The organism is Elizabethkingia bruuniana, assembly GCF_002024805.1.
Taxonomy (GTDB): Bacteria; Bacteroidota; Bacteroidia; order Flavobacteriales; family Weeksellaceae; genus Elizabethkingia; species Elizabethkingia bruuniana.
In genome coordinates this window covers 298,155-317,294 of sequence record NZ_CP014337.1, presented here as the reverse complement: position 1 = coordinate 317,294, position 19,140 = coordinate 298,155, and the positions used below count along the sequence as shown (strand labels likewise).

General features: G+C 35.9%; 18 protein-coding genes. 10 read left to right on the top strand and 8 right to left on the bottom strand.

Annotated elements, in window-relative coordinates; translation table 11 throughout:
• Positions 1–4: 4 nt before the first annotated feature.
• The 5 genes from AYC65_RS01455 to AYC65_RS01435 form a co-directional block, all read right to left on the bottom strand.
• On the bottom strand, positions 5–1,768 hold the full coding sequence (locus tag AYC65_RS01455) for an AMP-dependent synthetase/ligase (RefSeq protein WP_034866183.1): 1,764 nt from the start codon (positions 1,766–1,768) through the stop codon (positions 5–7).
• 3 nt (positions 1,769–1,771) lie between these two features.
• Complete coding sequence (locus AYC65_RS01450) at positions 1,772–2,782, bottom strand: NAD-dependent epimerase/dehydratase family protein (RefSeq protein ID WP_034866184.1); 1,011 nt, start codon at positions 2,780–2,782, stop codon at positions 1,772–1,774.
• 1 nt (position 2,783) lies between these two features.
• Positions 2,784–3,560 (bottom strand): alpha/beta fold hydrolase, encoded by a 777-nt coding sequence (locus AYC65_RS01445; RefSeq protein ID WP_034866185.1) that lies wholly within the window; start codon positions 3,558–3,560, stop codon positions 2,784–2,786.
• Between the two features lie 64 nt (positions 3,561–3,624).
• The gene (locus AYC65_RS01440; protein ID WP_034866186.1) at positions 3,625–4,344 is read right to left on the bottom strand and encodes a pyridoxine 5'-phosphate synthase; all 720 of its coding nucleotides are present in this window, start codon (positions 4,342–4,344) and stop codon (positions 3,625–3,627) included.
• A gap of 28 nt (positions 4,345–4,372) precedes the next feature.
• Positions 4,373–5,635: a mechanosensitive ion channel family protein gene (locus tag AYC65_RS01435; RefSeq protein ID WP_034866188.1), complete on the bottom strand. Its 1,263-nt coding sequence runs from the start codon at positions 5,633–5,635 to the stop codon at positions 4,373–4,375.
• A 93-nt stretch (positions 5,636–5,728) separates the two neighbouring features.
• On the opposite strand from AYC65_RS01435, the gene AYC65_RS01430 reads away from it, so the two are divergent.
• The 7 genes from AYC65_RS01430 (at position 5,729) to AYC65_RS20900 (ending at position 10,771) form a co-directional block, all read left to right on the top strand.
• The gene (locus tag AYC65_RS01430; protein WP_034866190.1) at positions 5,729–6,214 is read left to right on the top strand and encodes a DUF456 domain-containing protein; all 486 of its coding nucleotides are present in this window, start codon (positions 5,729–5,731) and stop codon (positions 6,212–6,214) included.
• A gap of 19 nt (positions 6,215–6,233) precedes the next feature.
• Positions 6,234–6,653, top strand: coding sequence for a hypothetical protein (locus AYC65_RS01425; protein WP_034866191.1), 420 nt, complete (start codon positions 6,234–6,236; stop codon positions 6,651–6,653).
• Between the two features lie 8 nt (positions 6,654–6,661).
• Positions 6,662–7,198 carry a Crp/Fnr family transcriptional regulator gene (locus tag AYC65_RS01420; RefSeq protein ID WP_034866193.1) on the top strand — a complete coding sequence of 179 codons (537 nt, stop codon included), beginning with the start codon at positions 6,662–6,664 and terminating at the stop codon, positions 7,196–7,198.
• A gap of 216 nt (positions 7,199–7,414) precedes the next feature.
• Complete coding sequence (locus tag AYC65_RS01415) at positions 7,415–7,969, top strand: DinB family protein (protein ID WP_034866195.1); 555 nt, start codon at positions 7,415–7,417, stop codon at positions 7,967–7,969.
• A gap of 92 nt (positions 7,970–8,061) precedes the next feature.
• Positions 8,062–9,936, top strand: a complete 1,875-nt coding sequence (locus AYC65_RS01410) for a heparinase II/III domain-containing protein (protein WP_034866197.1) — start codon at positions 8,062–8,064, stop codon at positions 9,934–9,936.
• Positions 9,937–10,053: 117 nt separating this feature from the next.
• Positions 10,054–10,641: a zeta toxin family protein gene (locus AYC65_RS01405; protein ID WP_034866200.1), complete on the top strand. Its 588-nt coding sequence runs from the start codon at positions 10,054–10,056 to the stop codon at positions 10,639–10,641.
• On the top strand, positions 10,625–10,771 hold the full coding sequence (locus AYC65_RS20900; RefSeq protein WP_009089526.1) for a hypothetical protein: 147 nt from the start codon (positions 10,625–10,627) through the stop codon (positions 10,769–10,771). The genes AYC65_RS01405 and AYC65_RS20900 overlap by 17 nt, the downstream gene beginning before the upstream one ends.
• Positions 10,772–11,050: 279 nt before the next feature.
• On the opposite strand, the gene AYC65_RS01400 is transcribed toward AYC65_RS20900, so the two are convergent.
• From AYC65_RS01400 to AYC65_RS01390, 3 genes are read right to left on the bottom strand one after another with little or no spacing between them, the layout of a single operon-like run.
• Positions 11,051–11,695 (bottom strand): uracil-DNA glycosylase, encoded by a 645-nt coding sequence (locus AYC65_RS01400; RefSeq protein WP_034866201.1) that lies wholly within the window; start codon positions 11,693–11,695, stop codon positions 11,051–11,053.
• Positions 11,696–11,699: 4 nt separating this feature from the next.
• Positions 11,700–13,784, bottom strand: coding sequence for a polysaccharide lyase family 8 super-sandwich domain-containing protein (locus AYC65_RS01395; protein ID WP_034866203.1), 2,085 nt, complete (start codon positions 13,782–13,784; stop codon positions 11,700–11,702).
• A gap of 12 nt (positions 13,785–13,796) precedes the next feature.
• Positions 13,797–15,890 carry a polysaccharide lyase family 8 super-sandwich domain-containing protein gene (locus AYC65_RS01390; protein WP_034866205.1) on the bottom strand — a complete coding sequence of 698 codons (2,094 nt, stop codon included), beginning with the start codon at positions 15,888–15,890 and terminating at the stop codon, positions 13,797–13,799.
• A 71-nt stretch (positions 15,891–15,961) separates the two neighbouring features.
• Here AYC65_RS01390 and AYC65_RS01385 point away from each other — a divergent pair, with 71 nt between their 5' ends.
• The 3 genes from AYC65_RS01385 to AYC65_RS20895 all read left to right on the top strand — a co-directional run bounded on the left by AYC65_RS01385 (position 15,962) and on the right by AYC65_RS20895 (position 19,137).
• Positions 15,962–18,109 (top strand): endonuclease MutS2, encoded by a 2,148-nt coding sequence (locus AYC65_RS01385; RefSeq protein ID WP_034866207.1) that lies wholly within the window; start codon positions 15,962–15,964, stop codon positions 18,107–18,109.
• A 106-nt stretch (positions 18,110–18,215) separates the two neighbouring features.
• The gene (locus AYC65_RS01380) at positions 18,216–18,851 is read left to right on the top strand and encodes a hypothetical protein (RefSeq protein ID WP_034866210.1); all 636 of its coding nucleotides are present in this window, start codon (positions 18,216–18,218) and stop codon (positions 18,849–18,851) included.
• 109 nt (positions 18,852–18,960) lie between these two features.
• On the top strand, positions 18,961–19,137 hold the full coding sequence (locus AYC65_RS20895) for a bacteriocin-like protein (protein ID WP_165689197.1): 177 nt from the start codon (positions 18,961–18,963) through the stop codon (positions 19,135–19,137).
• Positions 19,138–19,140 lie beyond the last annotated feature (3 nt).

Here is a 19,140-nt window from a genome sequence, read left to right as displayed (position 1 = left end):
CATTTTAACTGTACATCTGTTCAATAAGGTCTTTGTATTTCTCGGAAACGACCTTTCTTTTAATCTTTAGTGTTGGTGTAATCTCACCACTTCCGATTTCAAATTCAGCAGGCATCAGAACAAATTTCTTCACTTTTTCAAACGATGCCAAAGAAGTCTGAAATTCTTCTATTTTAGTTTTGTACAGTTTATTTACTGCTTCATTTTTCACGATTTCATTCCAACTTGTAAAAGGAATATTCATTTTACTCAGTTCTCCTTTCAGGAATTCAAAATTGGGCACAATTAAAGCAGAAACAAACTGTCTTCCTTCTGCCACAACCATTACCTGTTGGATGTAATTGTTATTGGACAATATATTTTCCACTTGCTGAGGTGCTATATATTTTCCGTTTGATGTTTTTAATAAATCCTTTATTCTTTCTGTAATTGTCAGGTTACCCTGATCATCAATATTTCCGGCATCACCAGTTTTGAACCAGCCATCTTCCGTAAAGACAGCTTTTGTTTCTTCAGGTTTGTTGAAGTAGCCTTTCATAATACCGCTTCCTCTGGCCTGTATTTCATTTTCGGCTCCGATTCTTATCTCTACTCCCGGTAATATTTTACCACAGCTTCCATACTTGTATTTTGTAAAAGGGAAAAGCGAGAGTGTAGCTGTAGTCTCTGTAAGACCATAACCTACGGTAAGGTGAAGTCCTATAGCATCAAAAAATTCTGTAACTTCAGGCGAAATTGAAGCTCCGCCACAAGGTGTAAACCATAGTCTTCCGCCTAATTTTTCTTTCATTTTACTAAATACCAGAAGGTCTGCTAATCCGTGCTTAGCTTTTAATCCAAAAGGAATTTCTTTTTCAGTCTTCTTTAGTTCTGCATATTGTTTACCTATTCCCAATGACCAGTTAAAGATTTTTTTCTTGGTCGGAGAACTTTTCTCTACTACATCATGGATACCGGCATATACTTTCTGGAAAAACCTTGGAACAGTACACATCATCGTAGGCTTTACCTCGATTAGTGCATGTGCAATATTTTTAGGATCTTCCAGAAAATAAACTTTTGCACCACCGTATAAACTCAGAAGCGACCAGCTTCTTTCAAAAACGTGCGTCAGTGGAAGAAAGGCTAATGAAAGTTCCTCTTCAAAGTTTTTAAATTTAAAAAATTCAAAATGGGCATCGAACTCCTTACGGAAATTTCCGTGTGTAATCATTACACCTTTTGGTATTCCTGTTGTTCCGGAAGTATATATCAATGTTGCTGTATCATCATCTTCCTTTGGACAGAATTCAAAAGTTGAAGGCTGATTTGCAATAAATTCGCGAAGAAAAACTGTATTTTCCTTTTTTCCTATTACTTTATTCTTAGCAACAACAATGGTTTTCAAATATTCATTGCGTTGTAATAACTCATAACAAGTATTATACTGCTCCTGATTACCTGCCAGAATTATTTTGGATTGTGAGTCGTTGATAATATATTCGGCCTGCTCTGCATTATTCGTAGAGTAAATAGGAACGGTAATAGCACCTAAGGATAAAATAGCCAGATCAAAAGTTATCCATTCAGCGGAATTTTCTGAATAAATAGCTACTCTGTCATTTTCCTGAATCCCGGCTGCTTTAAGTGCATTAGCTGTTTTAGCGATCATTTCGCTAAATTTTTTCCAGCTAAGTTCTTTCCACTGGTTTTCTTTTTTAAAACCAACAGCAGCTTTCAGCGCATGCTTTTCCAGGTTTCGGGTTATAATTGATTGTGCTAAATTCATTCGTTAAGACTTCAGTTTTTTGTCTTTAATATAATTGTTCAGGTGAAAGTCTATACTTTCGTCAAGCGGGATAAACTGATAACCCAGCTGATCTTTTATCTTTTTATTAGATATTTTATTATGTGCCGTTATAGCCTCTATATTGGCTTTGTTAAGCATTTTAAGAGGAGGAATAAGGAACCCTAATTTTCCGAAAATCCTGGAAAAATGTAACAAGCCATCCGGAATAATCTTAGGAACAGAAAGTCCTAATTTGCTGCGTACTTTCTCGGAAAAGCTTTTATAAGTTCGGGTTTCGCTTATCGTAATAAAACGTTCTCCAAAAATATTCTTTTCCATAAGGGCTATGGATATATCGGCTACATCTCTTGCATCTACATAAGCAGAACTACCGGAAAATGTATAAGGTGTTACTTCAAAAGAATTGAACAACTTACCGCTACTAGCCTCCCAATTTCCTGTTCCCAAAATAATCCCCGGAAGTACAATTACAGTATTAAGTCCTTCTGCAGAAGCACGCCAAACCTCCATTTCTGAAAAATGTTTGGATTTGGCATACGCTGAATGCTCTAAGGCATGCTTAAAATCGGAATCTTCGTCCAATTCTCCACTTTCGTTAAATCCGTCTAAAACAGCTATAGAACTTATAAAGCAGAATTTATTTACCGAAGATCCTTCACAGGCATAAAGCAAATTTTTGGTACCATCAATATTGGTATGGTACAATTCTTTTCTGAATTTAGGATTAAAGCTTACTCTTGCGGCACAGTGATATACTTCTGTAACACCTTCCAATGCATGTTGCAAGGAATCCGCATCATCAAAATCAGCATCTACCCACTGTATTTTATTAAAATACTCTTCCGCTTTATCTGTATAGGCATGCCAGGAATGTTTCACATCGTTGATATTACTCGACGGACGTTTTGTAGCCTTTACATTGAAACCCTTTTCTAAAAGTTTCAGTGCAATGACTCTTCCTAATATTCCTGTTGCTCCGGTAACTAAAACCATCTTATTGTGTTAAAAATTCTTTGACAGCTGCGTTAAAATCTTTTGGATTTTCCGCCTGCACCCAATGTCCGGCATTTGCAATTTTCTTAACCTCAGAGTTCGGGAATTGCTGTCTGATCAGAAGCCCGTCTTGTGGTAATATATAATTGGAATTTGCTCCTGCTAAAAACAAAACAGGTCCGTTATAAACTCCGTATTTTACTGCATTTGTCACAAAAGTAGTGTACTTATCTGTAAGTACCGGAAGATTAAATCTCCAGCTTAATTTCTTATCTTCTGTCCAATATAAGTTTTTCAGAAGGAACTGTATAACGCCGATTTCCGGAATATACTTTTTCAGTTCTTCTTCTACTTCCTGTCTGCTGGTTACCTGATTCAAATCTACAGTATTCAGAGCTTTAAAAATTCCCTGATGATGTGGCGGGTATGCTTTTGGTGCCATATCGGCTACGATAAGTTTTTCTACTTTCTCAGGATTGGTAATAGCATACTGCATTACCACTTTTCCACCAAGAGAATGACCTAACAAATAAACTTTCTCCAGTCTGTAATGATCCATGTAAGCCTGAATATCGTTTACCATTGCATCTATGGTCATCTCTTCGGAATGGAAGCTTTTCCCGTGATTACGAAGATCAATAAGGTGTACCTGCATTAATTCGCCAAATTCACGCCCGAAAGATCCCCAGTTGTCCAGCATTCCAAATAAACCATGAAACACCAATAATGGTGTTCCGGTTTTATCTTGTCCGTATATTTTTGAATGTAAAATTTCCACTTCTTTAATTTTAAATAATAAAATTTAAATTCTCAACATTATTCTAACCTTCAGTATTCAAAACCTACCACTGTACTAAGCGCTTCAGGTAAGACTGAATTGTATTTTCCAGTCCCAAATATAAGGCTTCAGAAATTAGTGCATGCCCAATAGAAACTTCCAGTAAATTAGGAATCTTGTCTGCAAAATACTTCAGATTATCAAGGCTAAGATCGTGCCCGGCATTGATGCCTAAACCAAATTCCGTTGCTTTTAATGCCGTTTCATAGTAAGGCTTTATAGCAGCTTCTTTATCTTTAGGATAGTTTGTAGCATAAGCTTCGGTATACAACTCTATTCTGTCTGTTCCTGTTTTAGCAGCATATTCTACCATTGCAGGATCCGGATCTAAGAAGATAGAAGTTCTGATACCAGCATTTTTAAATTCAGCAATAATATCTGTTAGTTTATCCAGATAGGTTTTACAATCCCAACCAGCATTAGAAGTTATAGCATTATCAGCATCCGGCACTAATGTTACCTGCTCGGGTTTTACATCCAGTACCATATCAATAAATGAACGGTGTGGGTTTCCTTCTATATTAAATTCTGTGGTTACCAGAGGTTTCAGATCATAAACATCTTTTCTGGTAATATGTCTTTCATCCGGTCTCGGATGTATTGTTATTCCCTGCGCTCCAAATTTTTGTGCATCAATAGCTATTTGTGTTACACTCGGTACATCTCCCCCTCTTGCGTTTCGTAATGTTGCTATTTTATTAATATTGACACTTAATTTAGTCATGTTTTTTATTATTGTATAATTTACTTTATTAAACTTTGTTTACCTGTATTACTTCCAGTCCAAAATCTTGTGTTGCTACAAGCAGATGGTCAAAAATATCGGACTGTACTCTTTCATAATCCTCCAGATTGGAATAGATGGTAAAACAATAAATTTCCAGAGGCATTCCCTGTGGTGTAATTTCCAGTTGTCGAACCAGTATAATCTCTTTTTGTTCGATATTGGGATTGTTACGCAAATAGTTTTCAGCATATTTCCGGAAAACACCAATATTGGTTAACTGCTGACCATTCAGCATATTATCTGCATTGTGAAGGTCCAGTTTCTCGGAATCAATTTCATTCTTTTTGGTAATAATGTAATCCGATATCAGATTTACCTTTTCTAACTTTTCATAATCCTCTTTGGTTAAAAATCTGAAGGATTTGATATTGAAAATCATGGAACGCTTTATCCTCCTTAGATTACCTTCTGTCATTACCTGATAGTTTCTGATTTCTGTAGACATCAGATCATAGGTAGGAATTGTGGATACTGTTTTATCGAAGTTTACAATTTTTGTGGTTAGCAGGCTAATATCAGTAATATTTCCTTCTATATTATACTTTGGAATACCAATCCAGTCGCCTACTTTCAAATTCTTGGATGTAGCCACATGAATCCCGGTAACAAATCCCAAAATGGTGTCCCGGAAAACCAATACCATTACAGCAGTTATGGCTCCTAAACTTCCCAGAATAGTACCACTATTGATTTTAAAAACAATTTTAATGGCAATAAAAAACAGAATCACACCACCAAATATTTTCAGCGTCTGGGATACTGCTTTGAAAGCAATAAGCTTATAATTTTCTTTAATCAGAATGTAGTAAATCTCCACAGATTTATACAAACGAAGCCCGGCACTGCCTATTACAATTAACTGTCCAATCTGAACAATTACATCCAGTATAGATTTAGTAGCCGGATGCATATTCTTATAGAAAATAGAATCCAGCGCAAAACTGCATAAACCCAATGCAATAACATGTGCCATAGCACGGGGAAACTTCGACTGATAGAGTGCTTCTACAAACGGATACTTATCTTTCTTTATAATCTTATAGAGAAAGTTGAAGAAAAGTCTTATCCCCAGGTCTACAATAAAGTAAAATGCAAGAAGAACTAAAATCTTACTGGTGACCTGAAATATCCACGCAACACTTCCATCAAAGTACTTTGCAAAGAATACATTAATGTCATAACTGATTTGCTGTAGAAAATCTCTTGTTTCCTGTAAATCATTATTCATGTAGCGGGATGTAAATTTCGTTTAATACACAAAATTAACAATTTATTCTTCACTTTCTTTAAATTCCTTACATTTAAACCAGATATTTACAATATGGAAGAGGGGCTTGTAACGCTTGTTTGCATTATTTTACTGATCGTAGGAATATTGGGTACATTCCTTCCGGTATTACCCGGACTTATTGTTAGTTATGCCGGACTTCTGATTTATAAATTCGGCACCAATTCCGATATGTCTATGGGATATATCTGGATTTTCGGGATACTAACCCTTCTATCTGCTATACTGAATTATGTCATTCCTGCTAAAACCAACAAAAAATATGGCGGTACCCGCTGGGGAAGCATTGGTTCATTTATTGGCACTATATTGGGTATGTTTTTTATCCCGGTAATATTCGGATTTTTAATAGGAATGTTAATCGGTGTTTTTGTTGGTGAATTACTCCACGATCGCAAAGATCATAAAAAAGCATGGAACTCTACTAAAGGAGCTTTAATCGGTTTTCTTTACGGAACCGGATTTAATTTTGTAGTAGGCTGTGCTATGCTTATTGTAGTGCTCATCGATTTATTTTAAACAAACCAAATTACATTATATGAAAGCTTATCTTTTCACCGCTTTATTAGGACTAAGTGCTTTGTCATCCTGTAAAGCAACATCTAATACCAATTATACAGAAGGACCCGTTATCACTCTGAAAATGGGTGAGGAAAAATCTCTGCAAAAGGAGAAATTAAAAATAAAATTTGTGGACGTTCCGGAAGATTCCCGCTGCCCTATGAATGCCAGATGTGTATGGATTGGTAATGCCAGAATAAAGCTGAAAGTCAATAATCAGACTCTTATACTGGACACTCAGGATATGCCAGACAGAAAATACGCGAAAACTCAGATTTTGGGTGGATATCAGTACACACTGGAAAGCATTCAGCCAGATAGAGTAACCAATATTGAACTTAAAAAGAGTGATTATAGCATTGGCGTAAGAGTCGAAAAAGTTTCTAAAACAAACTAACAACATAAATGTCATCCCGACCAGATATTAATAGCCTTCTCAAAGATGAAAATCTGTTTGAGAAGGCTATTATTTTAAACAGAAATGAGTACCTGAAAGAGGCAGGAAGTACTGACACCAATATATACTTCATACAAGAAGGCAGTGTAAGAATCTTTATCTCTGACAATACCGAAGAACGCAACATTCGTTTTGGTTATTCGGGAAATATTATCGTTTCCCTTGATTCTTTCTTAAGCAATAAATCTTCACCACTCTATATTCAGGCTCTAAAAAAAACTAAAATTCTTGTTGCTTCCAAAGGCTCTTTTATGCAATTAATGAATAAAGATCCGCAACACCTTCAACTATGGAATAGTATTCTGGAAGATTTGAATCTACAGCAGTTTGAAAGAGAAATAGATCTTCTTACCCAATCACCCCGCGAGCGTTATCATCGCCTATTAAAAAGAAGCCCACAGGTTTTCCAACAAATTCCGAATAAGCATATTGCCAATTATTTACGCATGACCCCAGAGACGCTCTCCCGCATTAAAAAATCTTGATCTCAATCAAGGGTTTAAAAGAACCAATTGCTGAATTTTGCTAAAAGTATCAAAGCCCAGATAAGACCATTCTTTTCTATATACTGCCGTTAGGTCAATTAGTACAATGGTACAATTAATATAGAAAATTAATCTTTTTATGCCTTAAAAACAGTCCGTGTAATATGCATTATTTTGTGGCTTTATGTTAATCTAAAATTATTTAAAAAATAAGAAATGAAAATTCAGTTTGATCAGTTTTACAATGAATTAACCACATTAGTACAATCGCATATCAAGATTACAGAAGAGCTGAAATCAAAAGCAGAAACGAAGCTAAATCAGAAAGCTTCTGCCGACAGCTGGAGTGCATTGGAATGTATTGAACACCTGAATCGTTATGGTAACTTCTATTTACCGGAAATTGAAAATAGAATAAAAAACTCTTCCTATACTCCTGAAGACACATTCAAAAGCGGAATATTAGGCAACTATTTTACTAATTTTATAAAGCCTAAGGAGAAGCTTAATAAAATGAAGTCTCCTAAAAATATGAATCCACTGGATAGTAAGCTGGATAGCTTTACTCTGGATACTTTTCTTAAGCAACTTCATCAAACATTAGCCTTGTTGGAACAATCAAAAGCAGTAAGCTTAAACAAAACCAAGGTTTCTATCAGTATATCCAAACACTTAAAATTAAAACTGGGTGACACTTTTCGTTTTTTTATTTACCACAACGAAAGACATCTTCAGCAAGCGATAAAAGCTACCGGCAGTATGATAGTATAAATACTTATCAATGAAAACGTTTTCGCTATAGTTTTCGTTAAAAATGAGTATCAATTTTCTTTTTAATTATTTTTACTTTAAACTAATTAATCATGAAATATATTACTTCTATTGTATTTACATTGTTAATGTCTTTTAGCTGTGTAAATGCACAACAAAGCTTTGACGCAATTGCTTCTGTTTCTCATCCACGGCTATTTATGCAAAAGAATGAAGAAAAAACATTAATCAGTGCTATTACTCACAATTCCGATTTAAAAACAGTAGATCTTGCCCTGAAAAAATCCGGAAATTCAATAATAAACCTTCCCCTTCTGGAGCATAAAAAAATAGGAAAAAGACTATTACATATTTCCAGAGAAGCATTGAGAAGGGTTTTTGTTCTTTCTTATTTATACCGTACAACTAAAGAGCAAAAGTATTTTGATGCTGCTGAAAAAGAATTGTTACAATTGTCATCGTTTACAGATTGGAATCCTACTCATTTTCTGGATGTAGCAGAAATGACACTCGCTGTATCTATAGGCTACGACTGGCTGTATGATAAATTGTCGGACACCTCGCGTGAGAAAATCAGAACTGCTATTATAGAAAAAGGATTAAAACCTTCTCTGGACAAAAAATACAACAGTTGGTTAAAAGTACAAAACAATTGGAATCAGGTCTGCAATGCCGGAGTTTCTTTAGGTGCTATGGCTGTATATGAAAATGATCCGGCAATAGCTTCTCAAATTATTTCACGTGCGATAGAATCTATCAAAGTTCCTATGAAAAGATATGAGCCTAGCGGAACTTATCCCGAAGGTTATTCTTATTGGGCTTATGGAACGACATATAATGTTGTATTTCTGGATGCGTTGAAAAAATTAACCAACAACGATTTTGGCTTAGGACATGCTCCTGGCTTTACGGCTACAGCAGAATACTTCCAGCATTTAATGGGTACATCCGGACTATCTTTTAATTATTCCGATAGCATGTCGTCTCCGGAAATGAGTTCCGCAACTTTCTGGTTCGCTAGAAATCTTAATAATCCGTCACTGGTATGGAACGATCTTCAATATATAAGAAATCCTGATAAAGCTAAACAACTTTCTTCTGATCGTTTTCTTCCTCTTATTCCTATATGGGGAAAAGATATACAAAAACTATCACCTCAGCGTCCGGAAAAATTATTCTGGGCCGGAGAAGGGGATAATCCTGTAGCTATGATGCGTAGCAGCTGGACAAGTCCTAAGGCACTATTTCTGGGATACAAACTAGGATCTCCCAGTGTTGAACATGGACATATGGATGTAGGTTCTTTTGTTTTTGATTCTGATGGCGTAAGATGGGCTATGGATTTTGGACAACAAGAGTATGAATCTCTTGAATCTAAAAACATTGATCTCTGGAGTTATGGACAGAATGCACAACGGTGGACAGTCTTTCGCTACAACAGTCTGTCTCATAATATGCTTACGTTTGACAACGATCAACAATATTCAAAGGGAAAAGCCACATTTCTAAAAAAATCAGATAATAAAAATTTCAGCTTCGCAACCTCAGATCTTTCCGATCTGTACAAAAACAAAGTCCCTAAGGTTGTCCGGGGTGTTGCACTCAAAGATCAGGCCTATGCACTTGTTCAGGATGAAGTTCAGACAGGAAGCGCACCTACAATAGTACGCTGGAGAATGCTGACTCCTGCCAATGCTGAAATTCTTTCTCCAACTGAAATTTTATTAAAAAAAGACAATAAGAAATTACTCTTAAAGATCAATTCTGCCACTCCTGTTACGCTTAAAACATGGAGTACCGCACCAACAAATTCTTACGACGCTCCTAATCCGGGAACTGTGCTTGTAGGATTTGAAACCGAATTGCCCGCTAATACTAAAAGTACTTTTGCCGTACAACTCATTCCAAGAGGTAAAATGAAAAAACGCTTCGAAACGAAAGTACAACCATTAGAAGAGTGGAAATAAAAACATCGTTATAAGTAAAGATCATTAAGTTATATAAAAAAGAATTCATACCTTCTAAAACCAAAGTCTTTCTTAAAATGTATTACAGTAATACATTTTTGTACTAATTTTGTATTAATGAATGAAAAAAATCTTTACATTATTGCTGGTTGTAATGGAGCTGGAAAAACAACGGCCTCTTTTACAATTTTACCTGAAATATTAGATTGTAAAGAGTTTGTAAATGCTGATGAAATTGCAAAAGGACTTTCACCTTTTCAACCAGAAAAAGTAGCTTTTGAGGCTGGAAGGATAATGCTTAACAGAATTGATGAATTATTTAAAAATCAGGAAACTTTTGCATTTGAAACAACCTTGGCAACGAAGACTTACAAACAAAAAATTAAATATGCAAAAGAAAACAATTATAATACGACCTTGCTTTTCTTTTGGCTTGAAAGTTCAGAGCTAGCAAAGGAACGTGTAAGGATAAGAGTTAATGAAGGTGGACATAATATACCTAACGATGTCATTGAAAGAAGATATCTGAATGGCATTAAGAATTTGTTTAACATTTATTTAGAAATTGTTGATCAAATTTTAATTTTTGACAACTCAGAAGGAAAGCATATTCTAATTGCTGAGAAATCTTATGGTGAAGACATTATTATTTATGATTTAGAAAAGTTTAATAATTTAAAAACTTATTATGACAAAAGAAGCTAAAAACGAAAGAAAAACTAAAATATTACAGGGACTTGAAAAAGCATATGAAAGGATGCTTAAATTCAAAAAAGAAAAGAACAGTGAGATTGTGGTTATTCGTGAAAACAAAATCGTAAGAATAAAACCATAACTTTTAGAGCAAGTTTAAATTCTAGTTCAAAATATTAGGCTTCGATAGTTCGTCAAGCTCAATATAAACCAAACTCAGCCTGACGCCTCTAAAATGAAAATATTTTGGATAAGTGATGTTACTCTGAGCTTGTCGAAGAGTATTAACTATAAAATATAAACAAGCTCTTATTCTAAGCAAACGGTGTAAATATCTTGACAAAAATATGCAGTAAAAAACCTCATAGATTTCTAAGATCTATGAGGTTTGTTTATATTAAGTTCAGAAAATTACTAATTACTATCCCCAAACAATAGGTTTCTTTCCTTTTGTTTCCAGATATTCATTGATTTTAGAAAAAGGCTTGCTTCCGTAAAAACCTCTGTATACTGAAAAAGGCGAAGGGTGTGCCGATGCCAGAATATGATGTTTTGAAGTATCTATCAGCGCTGTTTTTTTCTGTGCAAAAGCTCCCCAGAGTACAAAAACCACATTTTCTTTTTTCTCAGAAATCTGACGGATTACATAGTCTGTGAATTTCTCCCATCCCAAATCTTTATGCGAATTGGGCTGATGCGCCTGTACGGTAAGCGTTGCATTGAGCAGTAAAACACCTTGTTGTCCCCAGTCATCCAGCTCCTTTTTGGTTCTGGTAATACTAAGATCATCTTTCAGCTCCGTAAATATATTTTTTAGAGAAGGTGGTGCTGTTACACTTTCGGATACAGAAAAACACAAACCATTTGCCTGACCATCGTTATGATAAGGATCCTGCCCTATAATTACCACTTCTACATCATCAAACGGAGTAAGCTCCAACGCCCGGAAGATCTGATTCTTCGGCGGAAAGCATTTTTGTGTTTTATATTGTTCGTTAACCTTTTTCCATAAGGTTTCAAAGTATTCAGAACTTTTAATAGGAGCTAAAACCTCAGACCACGTCATTTTCTTATTTATTTTTATAGTGTACCGAAGAGCCGGCAAAAGCTCTGTCGGTAGGCAGATTAATATGAATATTCTCTTTTCCGATCCCCAAATTTACTTCTTTTTCTTTTCTTGAAGGGTCGGAAACGAAAACTTCAGGGCTTTGTGCTTCCAAATTTTCGATTAGGAATGTACAAGCACGGTCAGCCTTAATCACCTGCCCCATCACATCAATCTCTGCAGATCTGAAGAAAACTAACATTAGCTTTTTAGATGATTTCTGATACACAGCATGTACATCTTTCTGGTTCCATATGGTAAAATCAGCAGCCATTTTCTTTGCTCTGTTCACATTACGGATGCCGGGTACAATAAAATACTGATAACTGCCATTATTCACTTTTTTGCCATGATTAATCCATAATTTGAATACAGCTGATTTCTTTTCTTCTGTACTCCCCAGTTCTGTCAGTTCTTTCCAGGTTCCTTTCTGTATCTGAGAAGAAATAGTCAGATTAGTTTTCTCCGGAAATATATAAGCTGTATTCCGATGTAAAAGGATCTGCTGATCATTACTATTTACCAACTGTCCTCCTTTTACTTCGTACTTATCAACAGAGTTCCGGTATATAACTTTATCTTTAAAGAAATTCTGTTCTACCGTTGTTAGCACCTCATCATCTTTATCCGTGGAAATCTGACTACCTACGCAAACAACTTCTCTTCCAAACATAAACCACGATTTCTGGGCTTTTACTTCAAACTGATCTTGCAAAAATGCAGACACTCCGGTTTTACCATCACTTACCCCGCCTGCAAATACAGATTTTCCGGGTGTTAAATATTTAGTATCTGGTAAAGGGAAGTTTTCCAGTGTAGTCGTTCCCGGGATTTTTTTCCAGTCCCATACCGGATAGATATTATAGTATTCTGTACCATCCTGCAATAATGCATAAGAACCAATAGAGCGGTTTCCACCCTTTTTGTTTTCACCATTCAGGTCCGTTTCTGCTTGCTGTGTATATTTGGATGACATTCTTACAGAAAACTGATAAACAGGATTCTGATAAAAGGTAAAATCGGTATTCCAATAGTGCTTTTGAAGTTCTGCAATATGGAAATTTGGTTTTTTCTTTTGGTTAATTCTCTCAATCGCATCCTGATAAACACCTGTATTCATCTTATCCATTAAGATTAGCTTCTCAAAATAAGGAGCCAGCCATTTCATATCTGTAAAATCTTCACGGGCAATCTGTCGCCCAAATGATGTCCAGTTGGTATAACGTCCTCTGATTTGCGGAATCAATGTTCTCGTAATAAAGTTGGTGAAAGTTCTCAGTTGTTCACCTTTCATTGCAAATTTGGTATCAGCCACCATAGCACCAATGTAAGTTTCCACCTTAAGGTATTCTGTTCCGTAGCCAAAAAGATGCAGCATAATTTCGTGTTGGGCATACGAATTATCAAACTGCACTCCTTCTTTTACCGTTGCTTTATTTATAGAAAAAATATTTTCCAATCCTTTTCGAATTTCTTCCTCATTCTTATTCAACAAACCACTATAAAAAATATGAGTATCAAAATCGGCAAGGTTAACACCAGTAACGCCATTCGTACGCTTATAATCCATTTGTTTTACCAAGCTGCTGAAAAGTTCACCAGGCAATTGTTTTCCATTATTTCGTTCCAGCATAATCAATATTACACCAATAGTTCTCGGAGCCTCTATCTCGTTCCACCACCAGTTAATATTCTTCATTTTGGCTTTATTCCAGAATAACAATCCATTTTGAATAGCTTCAAAAACTTTTTCATTATTTCTCAACGAACTCCAGGGAGCTGTATATGCAATGGTCATCTCCTTTACTCTTTTCAGGTGCTGAAATGCCGTCCAGATAGCACGTGTAGGATTTTTATAGTCTACATCCTGCCATTGTTGATCCGCCTGTAATGTCTGCTCCCATTTCTGTGCATCCCGGATAATCTCGGTTCGGTTAATATCATTAGACCAGTTCCATTCCGCAATTCTTTGTTTTATTACCTCTATCTCGTCAGCTTTACAAAATCCCACAAAAACAAAGCAGCATAGTATTAGTAAGAGTTTTTTCATGTTGAATTATAATTATGTATTAGTTTTTTTATAGTGAACGGATGAACCTGCATAATCTAAAGTAACAGGAAGCTGAATATTAATTTTTTCTGTTCCTAATTCTATATTTACTTCTTTTGCTTTCCGGGAAGGATCTGCTACATATAACTCCGGATTTTCGGATCCCGGATTTTCGATTAGTATAATACATGCCCGATCTGCTTTTATCTTTATTCCTTCAATCTCCGTTTCCGAAGGTCGGAAGAAAACCAACATCAGCTTATTAGCAGATTTACTATACACAGCCTGTACATTTGTCTGATTAAGTATTACAAAATTATCCGCCAGTTTTCTGGCTTTTGCAGGTTTGTGTATCCCGGGCATAATAAGGTATTGATAAGCTGCTTTATCAGCTTTCTCTCCATGATTGATCCACACTTTAAATACTGCATTTTTCTGTTCTTCATTACTTCCTACATCGTTAATGTCTTTCCAGCGCCCATTCTGAACCTGTGTACTGACATTCAGATTTGTCTTTTGTGGAAAAAGATAAGCTGTATTATTATGAATAAGTACCTGCTCTCCAACATTATTTATAAGCTGTCCGGCTGCAACTTTTTTAGTTTCTTCATTATTCTGATAAACCAGTTGATCTTTGAAAAAACTTTGCTCCACAGTTGTGAAGACCTTCCCTTCTCTTTCAGCTGAAATATTATTGCCCAGACAAATAACTGCACCTTCAAACATAAACCATGATTTTTCAGCTCTCACACCAAACTGATTTTGCATAAATGCAGATGCACCTATCTTACCGTTACTTACCCCACCTGCAAAACCAGAAACTCCGGGAGTAAGGCAATAGGTATCAGGAATCGGTAACTGATCTAAAGTAGTTGTTCCCGGAATTTTTTTCCAGTCCCATATAGAATATATGTTGAAATATTCTGTCCCATCCTGTAATATTGAATAAGAGCCTATAGAACGGTAACCGCCAAGTTTGTTTTCTCCATTTAGATTGGTCTCTGCCTGTTCTGTAAATTTAGAAGACATCCGAATTGAGAACTGATATTTTTTGTCCTGATAAAACGAAAAATCGGTATTCCAATAATGTTTCTGAAGTTCTGCAATATGGTAATTCGGTTTCTTCTTGCCCTCAAGACGTAATATAGTATCTTTATAAATCTGAATATTGGCTTTATCTATCAGAATAAGGCTTTCCAGATAAGGAACCAGCCATTCCAGATCAGTAAAGTTTTCCCGTGAGATCTGTCTGCCAAAGGATGTTGAATTAGTATAGCGACCACGAATCTGCGGAATTAAAGTTTTAGTGATAAAATCTGTGAATACTCGTAAGTGTTCGCCTTTCATGGCAAACTTTGTATCGGCTACCATGGCACCGATATAGGTTTCTACTTTCAGATATTCGGTTCCATAACCAAAGATGTGCAGCATGATATCGTGCTGTGCGTAGGAATTATCGAATTGAATTCCTTCCTTTACCGTTGGTTTACTGATAGAGAATATATTATTCAGTCCGCTTTGGATTTGGGATTCATCATTATTGATTAATCCACTGTAGAAAATATGCGTATCATAATCCGCCATATTTACTCCTGTATCGCCTTTATAGCGTTTATATTCCATTTGCTTTACCAGATTTGCAAATAGCTCACCGGAAAGCCTATTTTGGTTATCCTTCTCACTAAGCATAATAAGGATAACGCCCAATACTCTGGGTGCTTCTATTTCGTTCCACCACCAATTTTTATTTTTAGGCTTACTCCTGTTCCAGTAGACAAGAGCATTTTCAATGGCTTTGAAAACTTCCGGATTATTCTTCAGACTGCTCCACGGTGCAGTATAAGCAACCGTCATGTCATGAATTCGCTTCAGATGGTCTATGCCCTTCCACACACTTGGAGATGGATCTGCATAATCTACATCTTTCCATTGCTGATTATCTTGTAGTGTTTGCTGCCATTTTTGTGCATTTCGTACTGTTGCAGCTTTATCCACTCTTTTCTCCCAGTGCCATTCGGCAATCCGGTGTTTAATAAGATCTATTTCATTGGCCTTACTTATGCTGATGAATACAACACAGGCTATGAAAAAAAATAATTTTCTCATATTGAGGTTTTCGGTTAATTAGTTTGAAGCAAGTTAGTGAAATTTCTTTTATCATTGATTATCTTTGCATTGTGCAAGTAACAAAAGACAATTTATCGGAATTAGAATTTCCGCAACTCTTAGAACAAATCGTTCCTTTTGCATTTTCTCCGAAAATAGCAGAACAGATTACCCATATACTACCTATGCCTTTGGATGAGGCCAGAATAAGTCTTACCAAGGTATCGGAATATGCATCGTCATACGAGAATGACAATGCTATCCCTTTCAATGAATATGAGGATATAGAAGCCGAGCTAAAGGTAATGGCTATAGAAAACTATCGCCTGGATGCAGCATCTTTCATGAAGATAAAGAATATCTCAATGATGGTAGGAAAACTGGTGGTTTACTTTAAAAAGTTCAATGAATATTACCCTGTACTTTTTAGTGAGTCTCAGGAAATTGAACTGACTAAAGAAATTATTGAGAAGATTAATAATGTATTTAACCGCTATGGTGAAGTAAAGTCTGATGCTTCTCCGGATCTGGAAATTATACGTAAGGAAATCAGTCATGCAAGAAAAGCCATTCAGGAAAATTTCAACCGGGCATTAACAATGTACGGACAATCGGACCTTTTGGATGATATTCGTGAAACTATTATAGACGATCAAAGAGTATTAGCTGTAAAGTCAGGATTTAAGAAAAGAATACCAGGCAGAACACTTGGGGTATCCAAAACAGGTTCTATTACCTATATACAGCCGGAAAGTGTTGTAAAACATCAGTTCCGCCTTCGTGAGAATGAAGAAGAAGAGAAAAAAGAAATAGACAGAATTCTGCGCCAGCTTACTGCAGAGATCGCTATATTCCAACCTTTGCTGGAGGAATATCAGGCTTATATTTTTGATACTGATCTTACACAGGCTAAAGCCAGATTCGCACATAAAGTGAATGGCATACTTCCTGAAATCAATGAGAAGAAGAGGCTAAAACTTATCAATGCTTACCATCCGTTGCTATGGATGAGAAATCAGGAAGAGCAAAAGCCTATCTACTCGCAAACGCTGGAGCTTTCCGAGAGAAACAGAATTATCTGTATCTCCGGACCCAATGCAGGAGGAAAGTCTATTACATTGAAAACTGTAGGATTACTACAATTAATGATTCAGAGTGGAATTCTGGTACCCGTACATCCTAAATCGGAGATGTTCTTCTTCGACAAAATACGTACGGATATTGGAGATAATCAGTCTATCGAAAATCACTTGTCTACCTATTCTTCGCGTTTGAAGAAAATGGCAGGTATTATCCGTGAGGCAGATGATAATACATTATTGTTAATTGATGAATTTGGAACAGGATCCGATCCTGAACTTGGTGGTGCTTTGGCAGAAGCTTTTCTGGAATTCTTCTATGACAAGAATAGCTTTGCCATTATTACGACCCACTACACCAACATCAAGCTGGTTGTGGAACAACTTCCAAATGCTATCAATGCGGCTATGCTCTTTGATGAAGAGACTCTGGAGCCTATGTACAAACTAGAAATTGGCCAGGCCGGAAGTTCATTTACATTCGAAGTTGCCGAGAAAAATAAAATACCAAGATTTATTATTAAAAATGCCCAGAAAAAGGTAGAACATGATATTGTAAATCTTGATAAAACGATTGTAAAGCTGCAGCAAGAGAAATATGAGGTTGAAAAACTGAAATCTGATCTTACCGAAAGAAAAGAATCTGTAGAAGACAAACGCGATAATCTGCAAAAACTAAATGAACAGCTGCAGCAAAAGCTCTTCAACTTTCAGAAGCTATATGAAGAGGAGCACCGTAAGCTACAGTTTGGAAATCGTGTAGAATCTTTCATCGACGGCTATGTAAACGGGAAGTCCCGAAAAGACATTGTAAAGGATTTTGTAAAAATTCTGGAACAGGAAAAATACCGCCGTAAGGAAACTGACAAAACTACTAATGACAGATTAAAAGTAGTAAAGCGGAAAATTACCCAACAGCTGAAAAAGGATGATGTGAAGGAAAAGATCGCTGAAACCAATGAAAAGCTGGAAGAGAAAAAACAAAAAGAACGTGCTCTGTGGCTAAAAGAAGGTCAGCGTGTACGGATCTCCGGAAGTACAAGTGTTGGTACGATCGAAAAAATCTCTAAAAATAAAGTGATTGTAAATTACGGAACATTTAAGACAACCATAAATGCAGACGAGTTAGAGAGAATCTAATTCGGATTTCCGAAATCACATATAACTTATATCAACCCCTTAGCAGCTCTGTTAAGGGATTTTTTATTATTTGATCTAAATCCCTATTTTTACCAAAATACCAATTATGAAACCATTAAAAGTCATTTCAGATTTATTACCGATTCCCAGCTATAGTGTAATTATTATATGTTTCTTCTTTCCGTTTTTTCTTGTAAAGTGTGGCAGCACAACACTAATATCTGTTAAAGGGACCGATTTGGTAACAGGTATTTCTAAAGAAAAAATGAACAATCAAATGAAAGAAACACTGAAGAAAGATTCTCCTTTCGGTTCTTTCGGAAATAATAACTCTTCTGATGAAAATGGATACACCCCAATGGATAAATCGGATAATTCCAAAGGCAATATTCCGCCAAACCCATTTATTATTATTCCATTAGTGTCTGCAATATTAGGGATCATTCTGCATGCTATTCGAAGTATAAGGCAAAAATATATTTATCATATTGTGCTTTCCGCAATAGCATTACTATGTTTATCCGTCTTTTATTGGACATTCCAATCTCAAATGAATGGATTGGGAGATTATAAAGTTGGCTTTGGAAGCGATTTATCTATTACGCTAGGTTTTGGAGGCGCATTTTATATATGCTCCCTTCTTTTTGCTATATTGTTATTATTCCATTGCATATTTGCTTATTTCCTGCGTAATAATCCGGAGGCAATATATGGACCTAAAAAGCCGGACACAACACTATAATCGGGCATATTTGAGTTGTATTCTCATTTGAAAAAAAATATTTAACTTGCTATTGTACAATCATGTACTAAACTTTTATAATATTTTTTTTAACCAAAATCACTGAAAAATGAAAACATTAAAAGCAAACGCTTTAAAGCTTAAAAACCAAAAAGCATTGTCCAGAGAACAAATGAAAAGTATTAACGGTAGTGCTGGTAACTGGTGTACCTATGAATGCTGCCCGGAAATACCTAAGCCTCTTTGCCCGGGATACAAATGCCCTGCGGTAATCTGCCCACAGTAGAAG